Raw genomic sequence first — 13784 nt, 5'->3', positions numbered from 1 at the left:
ATGCTCGCTGCCGACAAGGTGATCCTCACCTGCGCCCTTACCGGCGTGCTGACTGACCCGACGGAGCATCATGTGCCGGTAACCCCCGAGCAGATGGCAGCGGAAGCGAAGCGCGCCTTCGACGAGGGGGCGACGATCATGCATTGCCATTACCGGCAGCAGGCGCCGGGCAAAGGGCATCTCCCCAGCTGGGACGGGGCCTTGGCGCATGAAATCAACGAAGCGATCCGCGCCGCCTGCCCCGGTGTGGTGATCAATATGACCACTGGCGTGGTAGGGCGCGAGCAGGGCGATGTGCTGAAGTATCTGGCGCATTGCAAGCCCGAGATGGCAGCCCTGAACGCAGGCTCGTTGAACTATCTGAAAACGCGGCGGGATGGCAGCTGGGCGTGGCCGCCGATGGTTTTTCTTAATCCGGTCGACAAGGTTTCCGAAATGCTCGCCACCATGAAGGCAAACGATATCGTGCCCGAGTTCGAATGTTTCGATGTGGGCATCGTGCGGTCGGTCGGGCTTTACCGCGAAAACGGGATGGTCGGCCACGCCGACTATAATTTCGTGATGGGGGTGGCTTCCGGCATGCCGTGTGACGCCGACCTGTTGTCGCTTCTCGTCAAATACAAGGGCGGGGATTATCCGTGGCAGGCAACACTCATTGGCCGTCAGGATGTATGGCCGGTGCACCAGCGCGTGGCCGAACTTGGCGGCAACCTGCGCACGGGGCTTGAGGATTGCTTCTATCTCCCCGATGGCACCAAGGCGACCTCGAACGGCCAGATGATTGCGGCGCTGGCGGGTGTCGCGCGGAAGGTGGGGCGCAGCATCACGAGCCCCGAAGAAACCCGCGCCGCGCTCTCGGCCATGGCATGGAGCTGAAATCATGATGCGCACCGGCCTCAAGGCCTTCGGCTTCACAGACGATCACCAGCAGCTTTACGACACCACGTTCCGCTATGCGCAGGATCAGCTGCATCCCTTATTGGCCCGGATGGATGATGAAGACTGGTTCCCCGACGACGCCTACAAGGCGCTGAAGGATGTGGGACTCCTCGGCCTCACCATCCCCGAAAAGTTCGGTGGTGCCGGGCTCGATTTCGTGTCGTCGGCGCTGATTGCCGAGGCCATGAGCTACTGGAACCATTGTTTCTCGGCAAGCTGGGGGGCGAGCGAGAATCTGTGCATCAACAATATCGTCCGGAACGCGAGCGAGGAGCAGAAGGCGAAATATCTGCCGCGCTTCGTGGAAGGCGCTATCGGGGCCCTTGGCCTGACCGAACCAGGTGCCGGGTCGGACGCGCTTGGCTCGATGGCGACAACGGCCAAAAAGGTGGGTGACACCTATGTGCTGAATGGCCGCAAGATGTTCATCACCAACGGGCCGGTCGCCGATATCCTGCTTGTTTATGCCAAAACCGACCCATCTGCTGGGCCGCATGGTATTTCCGCCTTCATTGTGGAGAAGGACACACCCGGTTTTTCGGTCGCCCAGAAGCTCGACAAGATGGGCTGGCGCGGCAGCCCGACGGGCGAACTGGTGTTCGAGGACTGCGTAGTGCCAGCGGCCAATCTGGTTGGCGGCGAAAACCGCGGTGTGGCGGTGGTGATGAGCGGGCTGAATATCGAGCGCTCGTTCCTGTGTTCGTCGTCCGTCGGCATCGCCGCCCGCGCGCTGGACCTCACCATCGACTATGCGAAGGAGCGCCGGCAGTTCGGCAAGCCTATCGCCGGCTTCCAGCTCATTCAGGGTATCATCGCGGATATGTATACCGACCTCGAGACCTTCCGGGCCGTCAGTTATCAGGTGATGAAGGAAATCAACGATCTTGAAACCGGTGGCGGCGGCCGGGGGCAGGTGCATCTGCGCACCGCCATGAACGCGCTTTACACCGGCCGGGCCGTGATGCGCATTCTGGACGGTGCCGTACAGGTGCATGGCGGCATGGGCTTCATGCGCGAGACGGAAGTGAACCGGCTCTATAGGAGCGGCAAGATACTGGAGATCGGCGCGGGCACCAATCAGGTGCGCCAGACGATCATTGCGGGCGAGCTGCTGAAATAATCAGTCGGCCGGAATCTGGTCGCCGACGATATCCTTGTAAGGCGCCACAAAGGGGGCAGTCGCCAGGGCGATGGCGCCTTTTTCGCGGGCAGCGATGATGCAGCCGTTGAACCGCGTGGCCTTCGCCTGATCGCGGAACATCATGCGGTCCCCGATGGTGGGGAAAAGCCGTACAAAGCTCATGGCCGGCCAATGGGTGTCGCCGTAGCGCGCACCGGTGAAACGGGTGCGGTCCATATAATCGATGGCGAAAATGAGCCCGTCGGTGAGGAACACATCAACGTCCCCGTTGACGAGCGCCTGCGTGGTGGCAAAGCCCGACGGCGCTTCCCAATAGCTTTGCATCGTCGGCATCACCCGGGCGAGCGAGGGGAACAGGCGGGTTGCCCCCCCAAAGCCAAGGACTTTCAGGCCTGCCAGGTCCTCGACCGTGTCGATTTTCAGGTGCCGGTCGGCGCGGAAGGCCACGCCGTTTGCCTGATGGATGAAGGCTTCGGTGCGGTGGCCGTCAAGTTCAACATTGTCCCAGACAATGGCGACAGCATCGAAGCTTTCGTCGTCGTCATAGGCGACCCAGTGCTGGCCCCAGCGATGCAGCACATAGTCGGCCGTCATGCCGCATTCCTTGAAAATGGCGTCAATGGCGGCGCGGCTGCGGCCTTGGCCTTCCGAATCGAAATGGCCGGAAAGGATCGGCACGGCAACTTTCAGATCCCGTGCCCCGGCCTGTGCCGACCAAAGGGTCAGCCCGAACAGGATCAATGCGTTACGGAGCCATTGCTTCATAGTCCTTACGGTAGTCCGGCTCTGTTACATTGACAATAATCATTGGCAATCGATTAACGGTTCGACATGATTGGGGCACCGGGGCCTTTCCGGGAAAGGGGGCTATGTGCGCATTTTCAGGTCTTTGATCGATGACCTGCCGATCCGCTATTTCGTGCCGCTCGGCTTTCTGGTCGCAGCGCTCGTCGCGTTCGGCGTCTTTGTCGGTATCGCCCTGCCGGAGGCCGAGAACAAGGCCTTCGAGCTGACGGAAGAGGACTTCTATTCGCGGCTTGAGGATATGCAGGGGCGCTATAACTCGCTCCTCGCGCAAGGTAACTCGCTCGCCCTCAATCAGGATATTTTCATCCTTGCCAACAAACCGGGTGTTGTCGGGCTGGCGCTTGTCGATCAGGACATGAAGGTGCGCTACGCCAGCAATTCCTCTTATGAGGGGCGCCCGGCGAGCGAATTGCCTTTTGTGGCCGACCCGGCGCTTGTGAAACGCGCGCTTCTCACCGGGCAGCAGGTCAGCGACCGCAACGAAAAAAGCGGGCATCTGACCGGCTATGCCGGGCTCGGGTTTGTCGAGAGCGGGCAAATGACCCAGCTTTGCATCGTCTATGTGCTGAGTGCCGATGAAATCCGCGCCAATTTCCAGTCGGTGGCAGAAAGGCCGATCACCATTCTGACGGTGACCCTGCTGATCATCGCTGTTGCCATCGGCGGGCTCTTGTTCTGGAAAGTGGAAAAACGGGCGAGGCAGCTCTTGAAGGCTGCACGCAAGCTCGGCGAGGGTGAAGCTGGCTCCATTGATCTTGATGTACGGGGCACAGACGAGTTCGGCCAGCTGGCCACCCTGATCCGGGAATCAGCGGACAAGCTGGAGGCCAGCAGGAAGGACCTTCGCGCGGCGGTGGCCGAGGCCCAGCGTGCCAACACCGCCAAGTCGGCCTTCCTTTCGAACATGAGCCACGAAATCCGTACGCCCATGAACGGCGTGATCGGAGGCCTCAGCCTGTTGCAAAGCTCGCGTGATCCGGCGGAGCGGCATGAACTGATCGATGCAGCCCTCAGTTCCGCCCGGTCGCTTCTCGATATCATCAACGATATTCTCGATTTCTCGAAGCTTGAGGCCGCCAAGATGGACCTGCATCCGGCGCCCTTCCACCTCGGGCGCCTGTTCCAGGAAATCTACATGCTGATGCGGCATGTGGCGGCCGAAAAGCGCAACGAGCTGATCCTGGATATCACACCCGACTGCCAAGCGTGGATCGAGGCCGATGCCGCACGGATCCGGCAGGTGATCAATAATCTCGTCGGCAATGCCATCAAATTCACCGAAACAGGCCAGATCAAGCTGGTCGCCCGGCTCGTGGGCGGTGAAGCGCCGATCCTCAGCGTGCGGGTGGAAGACAATGGCCCCGGCATTTCCGAGGCAGACCAGGTGAAGCTGTTCCAGCGTTTCAGCCAGGTCTCGCAGGAAGATGGTACGCGGGCGAAGGGCACGGGGCTTGGCCTTGCAATCTGCAAACAGCTTGTCGGGCTGATGGGCGGTGAAATCAGCGTGATCAGCAGCGTGGGGGAGGGCAGCGCCTTCCTGTTCAGCATCCCTGTGCGCCGTGCCAGCGAGCAGGTAACCCTTCTTTCCGGCAATAAAGGCGAGCCCCTCACGGGCCTCAATATCCTGCTTGCGGAAGACATGAAGCTCAATCAGATGCTGATCAGCCGCATGCTGGAACGCATGGGCCATACAGTGGTGCTGGCAAAGGATGGGCGCGAGGCCGTCGCTGCGCTGGACCGCGAGGGCGAGGCGGAATTCGACCTTATCCTGATGGACAACCAGATGCCGCATATCAGCGGGATCGAGGCGACCCGCCTGGTCCGGTCGCGCGCTGACCGCAAATCACGGTTGCCGATTGTTGCGCTGACGGCGGGTGTCTTGCCCGAGGAACGCGACGCCTTCTTCAAGGCCGGGATCGACGGGTTCATATCGAAGCCGGTGGAGCCCGACCAGCTTCGATATGAGATAGAGAGGGTGCTTACTCAGCGGCCTTGAGGCTGAGTTCCGCCGTCTTGGTGCGCGGCACGCTGCGCCACAGCAGCAGGGCGCCAAGGGTGGCGAGTGCGATATCGATGACCACTGAATCAATTAGGGCATGCTCGCGCCAGATCAACCCGTGCAGCACAGCAAGCGTGACCAGCAGGATGCCGCCCATAAGCCGGGCGCCGGTCGCGAGTGTGGATACCTCGATCTTCGTATAGGCAAGCGCCAGCGGCAGGATTGTTATCGCCCAATAAACCGGCAGGGCCGGTGCCACGTCCAGAAGTTCGGTCAGTGCTGCAAGGACAAAGGCCGGAATCTGCCCCCATACAAGGACGGTCCACGCGCGTTCAAGCCGCGGCTTGCGGTAGCCCTGCGTGCGCTTGCGGGCGAGCCAGATATTGACCCCGGTCGCCACAATCAGCGTCAGCCCGCTGCCGAGAAATACATAGATCAGCTTCAGGGGCAGGCCGCCATAGGTGCCGAAATGCAGGGGGGCAAGCATGCCATAGATGCGCATGCCGACGCTGCCATCCGTATAGCCCGCCTTGTGGTGGAAAGTGCCGTCCGGTGCGAAGGTCCACATCTCGGCGCGCGACAGGTGGCCGGGCTCGGCCGTTGCCACATGCACCATCTGGCCGGCGGTGGCGACATGGTCATAGCCGATCCACACAATCTCGGTGCCGGGTTTGGTGCTCTCGATCGAGGCAAGCACGGCGCGCACGTCCGGCAGCGGTGCCACGGTTTCCACATCTTCGGGGTGCGTGCCGAAGAGGATTTCATAGACCTTGTCCTCGTCCCCGTCATAGGCGGCATAGCCAACGATGCCGATGAAGAGGCTGGCAAGACCAAGCAGCGAACCGGTCAGCGCCACGATCAGGTGGAAGGGCAGCGCCCAAACGCCCACACGGTTATGGAGATCGGCGTTGGTCAGCCGGTCCGATCCGCCGATCCGCAGGCGGAAGGCGTCCTTCAGGATACGCCGGTGCGCAATCAGGCCCGAAAACAGGCTGGCGATCATGATGGCGCCCGCAAGCCCCACGACATAAAGGCCGAAGGGGCGCGGGATGCTGAGCTGATAATGGTGGATGCGCATGAATTCGGACCAGCCGGTGTTTGCCATCGGCAACAGGTTGCCCTCGGCATCGGCCTGCCACTGTTTATAGTCGCCAAGATCGGTATAGCCGGTGACCGTGATGCGCGGTTCCTCGGCACTTGGCCCCACCACATAGATGGCGTGATCGAAGCCTTCGGCCTTGGCGGCAGCATAGGCATTTTCCATCAGCCGTTCATGCTGGGCCGGGCTGTAGCTCGACTGGAATGGCCCCGACGGATCTTCCCACAGGCTGAATTCGGCAACCATGACAGCGAGCGTGCCCGAGAAGCAGACAAGATAGAGGACGGCACCGAAAAAGACCCCGATCGCCGAATGCGCGTCGAGCATGGCCTTCGAAAGAACGGGCGTGATCGGATTCTGCATCTTCATGTCGGGTCCTTCGGCAGCAGGGAATAGGCGGTGACGCCGGCGATAATGATACTCATGTACATGCTACTGCGAAGCATACGCTTCTCGGCCATGCTGTAAAGCATGAGGATCGCCCAGAGCGTCGGTACGCTGAGGCCGGCGATCACCAGCCGTGTCTGCGGATCGGTGGGGGCCGATGTTGCCATCAGCACGGATACGGCCATGGCAGCCGCGAATGCGAGCGGCCCGCTGACCATGAAGCGGGCAAGCCCGCGCCAGCGTGCGCCCGGCTCTGCCGGCGGCGGGGTCAGGACGCGTTCCTTGCGGTCGCGGTCCGGGCGGCGCTCGGCGCGCATGAGGATGCCGGCGAAGGCAACAAGCGCACCGGTTTCAAGCGCCAGCGCGATGCCGATCTCGGCCCCGAAGGTTTCGGCCCAGATGGCGGTCGAGGCGGCCCAGAGGGCGATGGCGCCGGCGACACCCGCCGCCGCACGGCGACGGGCGGCCCAGGCACGGTGGGCGAGCACAAGCCCACCGGCAGAAAGGCCAAGGGCGGCAGCGATGGGGAGGATGGTTGTCAGGCTCATATCACTGCCGCTCCGGTGATCAGTAACGAACTTTCAGGCGGGCCATCACGTTGCGGGGGGCGCCATAGAAGGCCTGATCCCAGTAAAGGCTCGTCAGATATTTCTCGTCCGTCAGGTTATCGACATTGAAGCCGATCTCGACATTCTCGGTCACGTCATAGGCGGCGGTCAGCGAGATCAGCGTGAAGGCTTTCTGGCGGATGGTGCCGCCGGCTGCTTCCAGATGCATGGCCTCCTGCCACTTCAGGGTGCCGCCAAGGCTCAGACCCTCGATCATCGGCACTTCAAGGCTGGTGCCGAGGTTGAAGGTCTTGCGCGGGATGAAGGTGCGGCTCTGGTTTCCGTCCGGGTCCTTCAGGCTGAAATCGGTGTAGCCGGCCTGAATGGTCCAGTCTTCGGAGATGCGGCCGGCGGCCTCGATCTCGAAGCCCTTCGAGCGGATATCGATGCCCTTGTAATAGCCGATGCCATCGTCGTTATAGCCAACCCATTCGGCGAAATTGTCCTGATCCGCCTTGAAGATAGCGAACGAGGTATAGAGCCGTTTGTCGAACCATTCCGCCTTCACGCCGGCCTCATAGCTTTTGCCGACAGCCGCACCAAGCGGCTTCAGGAAAGCGTCCGTTTCCGACTGCGCCTCGTAGATATCGCTGTAGCTGGCATAGAGGTTCACGTTTTCAAGAACCGACCAGGTGACGCCCACATAGGGGCTGATCTTGTCTTCCTCGCGGTCCATCGGCTCGTCGAAGCTCACGCCTTCTGTTTTCACATGGATGGCGTTGAAGCCGGCGATCAGGCTGAGGCTATCGCTGAGATGGAAGTTGCCGGCGCCGTAGAAGCGGGCGACCTTGTCGGTCCAGTCGCCCTGACGGGTCTCGTTGGCAAAGTCCGGGCGGCCGATTTCGTTCCCGCTCCAGCCGGGGAAGGAAGGCAGTGCGCCCCATGCAGGATCCGTGAAGGGGGCGTCTTCCTGATCATAGATGCTGTCCGAATGCGCGGCATTGATACCGAACACCATCTCGTGCGCGCGGCCGCCGATCTGCAGGTCGCCGGTCAGGGTAGCGTCCAGAAGCCAACGCTCCGACCCCGCGAAATATTTGCCCGGATAGCCATAAAGGCCGAGCCCGGTTTCGCTGTCATAAGCCGGCGAGGAATAGGTGTAGAAGAGCTCCGACGGCTCGTCATACTGGTTCCAGGTGACAACGGCCTTGGCTTCCCAGCCTGCCGGCAGCAGGTAGGTCAGTTCGGCAAAGGCCGTTTTCGACTTGGTGTTCCAGAAGGTCCAGTTCATCGAGGTCGAGGACGACACGTCGAATTCGGTCTGCTTGCCGCTCGCGTCCAGCATGGGGAGCGCACCCCACAGCACACCGTCCGACTTGTTGTCCTGCTGGGTGAAGCCGAAGGTGACCGTGGCATTGTCGCCAAGCTGGCCGTCGATCACGCCGTAAAAGACCGTGCGGTCGTTTTCATAAAGGTTCAGGTAGCTGTCACCCGATTCGACGGCGCCGACAAAACGACCGGCCCACGAGCCGCTCTCGGTCAGCGGGCCGGATACGTCAACCTCAAGCCGCTTGCGGTCCCACGAGCCAAAGGACGCCTCGCCGTAAGCCTGGAAGTCGTTGGTCGGGCGCTTGCGCACATAGTTGATGGTGCCCGACGGATTGCCGGTGCCGGTGAGGAGGCCATTGGCGCCGCGGATCACCTCAACGCGTTCGTAGATGACGGTATCAAGCGCACCGACCACGTTCCAGTTGAAGGGCAGGCCGATGCCATCCACCTGCATGCTTTTGATGTCGAAGCCGCGGGCGTTGTAATAGGTCCGGTCTGTCTCGACTTCCTCGACATTCACGCCGGTCGTAAGGTTGAGAAGCTTGTTGACGTCCTTCAGCCCGAAGCGTTCCATGAAATCACGGCCGATCACGGTCACCGATTGCGGGGTCTCCATCAGGTCGAGCGGCAGGTTGGTGGCGCCTTTCGAGGTGCGGCTTTCGCGCGCCGCCACCACAAGGATGGTTTCCACATCGTCGCCGGCTTCATTGGCCATTGCGGTGGAGGGGAAGGCGGCGGCGAGCGCCGTGCCGGTCATCAAAAGTGCTTTCAGCGAAAATTTCATGGGTTCTGAGCCTTGTCTTTTATTCGGGGAGCGTCGTCAGCCGACTGGGTGGCCGCAACGCATTGGCTCCTCTCCTAGGCGAGCGCTAACACATTGTCAACGATTCTGATAATCATTCGCAAATAAGAAAATGCAACCATGCGTCAGATGGGCGGCGCGGTCGGAAGATATTTTTCGGGGAGGCGAACATTCGGTTGAGGAGGGGCAAAATTCAACTAATGTTTGCGTTCTGCTATTGGTTAGATGGAATTCATTTATGCGCCAAATTTTCTCGTCCCGTTGGGGCCTTGTCAGCCTTGTCGTGTCGCTTGCCGGTTTCAACGTGCCCGCTTTTGGCGAAGACCCTGCGGTGCTCCCTGCGCATTCCTATCCTTCATATGATAGAGCGGCAGATATCCCTGCCCACGTTTTTGCGCGCGACAGTGAACTGGAACGCGTGCATCTGTCACCCGATGGCAAGTTTCTGTTGATGGTGACGCCGGAAAATACGCGGTTCCGTATCTCGGTGGTGCCGATCGATCCGAACGACAAACGCCAGTATTACACAACACTCCTGCCCAAGAACCAGTTCATGGCGGCCCTTTGGGGCAACGACAATCGCGTGCTGATTGTCGGGCAAGCCTGGAGCTATGATCGCAACTGGAACATGATCGCCCACCGGGGAATCAATGCCGCCCAGCATGATGGCCGGAGCGCGGAATCGATTCTGAAGACAGATTATAAAAGCTCCAAAACCTATACGGTCGATACGATCCTCAGCACGTTGTCGGACGACCCTAACAACATTCTCGTCACCTACAGCGAGAACGGTCGGGAATGGCCGGATATCTTCAAGCTCGATATCTATACGGGGGTCGCAGAGAAAGTCTCTGATGGCTACCGCTATATCGACGACTGGTATCCGGATGGCCGCGGCAACGTTCGCTTCGGAATGGGCTGGTACAAGCAGAAATTCTATATGGTCGCACGCACGACAGCCTCGGGTGCGTGGCATGAGCTTCCAACCGATGGTGTTGGCGACATCGAACGTTTTGCCTTCATGGGATATGATCCGGACAATCCCGCCATCGCCCGTGTCCGGGCCACCAAGGCGGGTACTGACCGCGATAAGATATATGCTTTTGATCTGGCGACAGGCGCACTTGGCGAGGTCATTTTCGAGCATCCGAAATATGATGCCGGCTGGTTGATCAGCGGCAGAAACTATCAGATGCTGGCGGCCTATACGAACGGTGAACGGCTGGAAAAAGCCTATTTCAACCCTGATTTCGAAAGCAAGAGCCGCGGGCTCGACAAGGCGCTGCCGGATATGGACAACCGAATTGTCCAGATAACGCCCAACGGCAGCCACTTCATGGTATTTGCCCAAAGCGCCCGGAATGCCGGTGGCTACTACCGATACGACACTCAGACGAAAGATCTGGACCAGTTCGGCCTCGTGAATGCCTCGCTCAACCCCGATTACCTGTCGGAGGTCAGCGCCATTTCATATCAGGCGCGGGACGGCCTTGCCATTCCCGCCTATGTCACCGAGCCGAAGGAAAAGACAGAAGGCCCAATGCCGCTGGTGGTGATGCCGCATGGCGGGCCGTGGGTGAAGGATAACTTCCAGTATGATTATTGGGCGCAGTTCATTGCCAGCCGCGGCGTGATGGTGTTGCAACCCAATTTCCGGGGTAGTGACGGCTTTGGCCGTGCCTTTGAACAAAAGGGTTATGGCGAGTGGGGCGGGGCCATGATCGACGATCTCGCGGACGGCGTTTCCCACCTTGTGAAGCAGGGCAAGGTCGATCCTTCGCGTGTTTGCATCATGGGGGGCTCATATGGCGGCTACGCTGCGCTGATGGGGGCCATCCGTTATGGCGACATGTTCAAATGTGCCCTTGCCGTTTCGCCGGTGACGGACCTGAAAGAATGGTACTCGACACTGAAGGACCGCAGCGGCAAGGACTTTGGCACCCGTATCCTCGGCAAGACCGGCCGGTCCGTGTTCAAGGACCACAACCCGATCCACCGGGCCGAAGAGCTGACGATCCCGCTGGTGATCCTGCACGGCACCGACGATTATCAGGTGCCGATCAAGCATTCACAGAAGATGGTGGCTGCTCTTGAAAAAAAGAAGCACAAGCCAACCTTCATCGAGCTTGAGGATGAAGGCCACAATATCGTACTGGCCAAAAGCAGGACCCTGCTCTTGCGGGAAACTGAAAAAATGATCGGCAAGTATCTGAAGAACTGAAAGAAAAGGCGCCGGGAGATGACCTCGGCGCCTTTTGCATATGCTTTTAAAGCACGCCCAGTTCGCGCAGGCGCTCCTTCAGGTAGCTGTCGGCGGTGTAGCGGTCCGACAGCACCACATCGGGGCGCGGGTGCAGGAAGAGGGGCATCGAGATGCGGGATTTTTCGCTGCGCTCGCCGGTCGGGTTGATCACCCGGTGCTTGGTCGAGGGATAATAATGCCCCGAGGCTTCCTGCAGCATGTCACCGATGTTGACGACCAGCGTGCCGAACTCGCAGGGCACATCGATCCAGCTGCCGTCCTTCGCCTGTACCTGCAGGCCGGGCTCGTTGGCGGCGGGCAGGATGGTCAGGAGATTGATATCGGTGTGGGCGGCAGCGCGCACCGCACCCGGCTCTTCCGACCCGGTCATCGGCGGATAATGGAGGATGCGCAGAAGCGTTTTCTGGCTGTCGGCGATCATCGAGGACAGCGGCACGCGGTAATTCTTCGCGATATCGGCGGGCGTGTTGGCCTCGACCCACGACAGTAGCGTGGCAGCGAGTTTGTTGGCGCCTGCATAATAGGCTTCCACATCGGCGCGGAGGTCTTCCGGGATGCGGCCCCACGGGTAGAAATGGAAATATTCCTTGATGTCTTTCACATCATAGCCCTGCGCCTTTTCCGAGATGCTGGCCGGGAAGAAGCCGTCCTGCGTGTCGCGGCTGAAGTCGAAGCCCGTTTTGTCGCCGGTCTTGAACCAGTTTTCCCAGGTCTCATAGATGCGGCTGACAAGCGCCTTGTCGATCGGATGGTTCTTCAGCACGCCGAAGCCGGTTTCGCGCAGCGAGCTTGCAAACTCGCGGGCGGCATCGGGGGCGGTGAAATCCACGGCGGTAAGGGTCGGCATATGTCTGGTCCTTGTCATTCGGCTCTTTGGCCGGTGTTTTATCCGATGGGGCGAAGGGGGGGAAGCGGATTCATGGAGCCTCCGCCACCGCATCCGCTGTCAGCGCCCGGGCTTTCAGCACCCGGCCTGTGGCATGATAGAGGTCACCCACGAGTTCGAGCGCGTCGCTTGCCGCATCCTGCGGGGCATGGCCGCTGATCATCGCGTCGATCAGGGTCCGCCGCAGTGCCTGATAGCTTGCTTCAAGCGCTTCGCCATTCTGCCCAGTGGCAAGGGCCGCCCGGATTGCGTCGGCAAAAAGGGCAAGCGGCGCGGCCTGCCCGAAACCTTCAAGGCGCGGAGAGCCCTTGAGAAGCGTGGCGGCTTCCAGCGCATCCTGGGTCGCATGCACGCTATCAAGCAGCATCTGCTGGCTGTCGGCGCTCATGTCCGTTTGCCCGAGCCGGGCGGCATAATCGAAAATGTGGCCGGCGAGGATATCAACATCGGCGCTGTGCGGCGTCAGGTCTGTTGTCGGGTCATAGGGCGGCAAGCGGCGGGTGATGATGGGGACTGTGAAATCGATCAGCCGCCGGGCTTCATGCTGAAGGGCCACAACGGCAAGCGACGGCGTGGCAATCAGGCTGCGGTCGATATGCTGGGGGCGGCGACGGTCCTCGGCGGCACTTTTGTACCAGCGGTCCAGCCAGTTGGTCAGCCGGTGGCGGATAGGCCAGACAAGTGCGACGCCACCGATGTTGAAAAGCGTGTCGAAAATGGCAAGTGCGATGGCCGGGTGCGCCACCTGCCGGTTCCCCCAGAAGGGCAGGAACAGCATCAGGAGGAGCGCGGCCAGAAGCCCCGTCGCCAGATTGAAGAAAAACTGGGCCAGTGCGGTGCGCCGGGCGCCGGGGGTGGCACCAATGCTGGCGATGAGGGCGGTGGTCGACGTGCCGATATTGGCGCCGACGACCATGGCTGCGGCGGTCGGTACGGCGATGAGCCCGCTTTCGGCAGCTGTCAGCACCAGCGCGATGGTGGCGCTGGATGACTGGGCGAGGATCGTGACGAATGTACCGGCCACGAGCCCGATGAGGATGCCGCGTTCGCCGTATTCTTCGACAAGGCTCAGTGAAAAGAAGCCGGCCTGCGCATCGAAGCCTGCCTTCAGCGCATCAAGGCCCAGAAAGAAAAGCCCGAAGCCTGCAACCGCTGTGCCGATCCCGGCGGAGGCTCGGCCCGTTCGCACCATGCGCCACAGCATGCCGAAGCCGATCATCGGCAGGGCGATCATATGGATATCGACCTTGAAGCCGAGCGCGGCGACGATCCAGCCGGTGACGGTGGTGCCGACATTGCTGCCGAGCATGATCGGGAAAGCATCGGCAAGCGTGACAAGCCCGGCGTTCACAAAGCCAAGCGTGACGACCGAAACAGCAGACGAGGACTGCACAAGCGCCGTGGCGGCAAAGCCTGCGAACAGTGCTTTCCATGCAGGCCGCAGGCTGGCGGCGAGCACGGTCTTCAGCCGTCCGCCCATGGCAAGTTCGAGCCCGCTTGTCATCATCGACAGCGCGAGAAGAAACAGGCCGAGCCCGCCGATCAGTTGGCCAATGGATACAAGCGTCATCTGTTCACACCAGG

At 60.8% G+C, this 13784-nt stretch carries 10 protein-coding genes; 4 read left to right on the top strand and 6 right to left on the bottom strand.

The genetic code is table 11. The features are described 5' to 3' along the window. Both PH603_RS16420 and PH603_RS16415 read left to right on the top strand, forming a co-directional pair. Nucleotides 1–876 carry a beta-keto acid cleavage family enzyme gene (locus PH603_RS16420; protein ID WP_289503844.1) on the top strand — a complete coding sequence of 292 codons (876 nt, stop codon included), beginning with the start codon at nucleotides 1–3 and terminating at the stop codon, nucleotides 874–876. Between the two features lie 4 nt (nucleotides 877–880). Continuing rightward, entirely contained in the window at nucleotides 881–2059 is a 1179-nt protein-coding gene (locus PH603_RS16415; protein ID WP_289503843.1) for an acyl-CoA dehydrogenase family protein, read from the top strand. Here PH603_RS16415 and PH603_RS16410 read toward each other — a convergent pair whose 3' ends face one another. Further along, nucleotides 2060–2845, bottom strand: coding sequence for a type 2 periplasmic-binding domain-containing protein (locus tag PH603_RS16410; RefSeq protein ID WP_289503842.1), 786 nt, complete (start codon nucleotides 2843–2845; stop codon nucleotides 2060–2062). A 106-nt stretch (nucleotides 2846–2951) separates the two neighbouring features. Between PH603_RS16410 and PH603_RS16405 the strand changes: the two genes are divergently transcribed. Further along, nucleotides 2952–4883: an ATP-binding protein gene (locus tag PH603_RS16405; protein WP_289503841.1), complete on the top strand. Its 1932-nt coding sequence runs from the start codon at nucleotides 2952–2954 to the stop codon at nucleotides 4881–4883. On the opposite strand, the gene PH603_RS16400 is transcribed toward PH603_RS16405, so the two are convergent. From PH603_RS16400 to PH603_RS16390, 3 genes are read right to left on the bottom strand one after another with little or no spacing between them, the layout of a single operon-like run. Next, nucleotides 4867–6354 carry a PepSY-associated TM helix domain-containing protein gene (locus tag PH603_RS16400; RefSeq protein WP_289503840.1) on the bottom strand — a complete coding sequence of 496 codons (1488 nt, stop codon included), beginning with the start codon at nucleotides 6352–6354 and terminating at the stop codon, nucleotides 4867–4869. The genes PH603_RS16405 and PH603_RS16400 overlap by 17 nt on opposite strands. Further along, nucleotides 6351–6920 carry a hypothetical protein gene (locus PH603_RS16395; RefSeq protein WP_289503839.1) on the bottom strand — a complete coding sequence of 190 codons (570 nt, stop codon included), beginning with the start codon at nucleotides 6918–6920 and terminating at the stop codon, nucleotides 6351–6353. Before PH603_RS16395 ends, PH603_RS16400 begins: the two co-directional genes overlap by 4 nt. A 19-nt stretch (nucleotides 6921–6939) precedes the next feature. Further along, entirely contained in the window at nucleotides 6940–9033 is a 2094-nt protein-coding gene (locus PH603_RS16390) for a TonB-dependent siderophore receptor (protein WP_289503838.1), read from the bottom strand. Between the two features lie 256 nt (nucleotides 9034–9289). Here PH603_RS16390 and PH603_RS16385 point away from each other — a divergent pair, with 256 nt between their 5' ends. Then, on the top strand, nucleotides 9290–11272 hold the full coding sequence (locus tag PH603_RS16385) for an alpha/beta hydrolase family protein (protein WP_289503837.1): 1983 nt from the start codon (nucleotides 9290–9292) through the stop codon (nucleotides 11270–11272). Between the two features lie 46 nt (nucleotides 11273–11318). Here PH603_RS16385 and PH603_RS16380 read toward each other — a convergent pair whose 3' ends face one another. Together PH603_RS16380 and PH603_RS16375 are read right to left on the bottom strand one after the other, a co-directional pair. Continuing rightward, nucleotides 11319–12161 (bottom strand): isopenicillin N synthase family dioxygenase, encoded by an 843-nt coding sequence (locus tag PH603_RS16380; RefSeq protein ID WP_289503836.1) that lies wholly within the window; start codon nucleotides 12159–12161, stop codon nucleotides 11319–11321. A gap of 70 nt (nucleotides 12162–12231) precedes the next feature. Beyond that, entirely contained in the window at nucleotides 12232–13770 is a 1539-nt protein-coding gene (locus tag PH603_RS16375; RefSeq protein ID WP_289503835.1) for a Na/Pi cotransporter family protein, read from the bottom strand. Nucleotides 13771–13784 lie beyond the last annotated feature (14 nt).

The organism is Gimibacter soli (genome assembly GCF_028463845.1).
GTDB classification, from domain to species: Bacteria; Pseudomonadota; Alphaproteobacteria; order Sphingomonadales; family Kordiimonadaceae; genus Gimibacter; species Gimibacter soli.
This window is presented reverse-complemented; position numbering and strand designations above follow the sequence as displayed.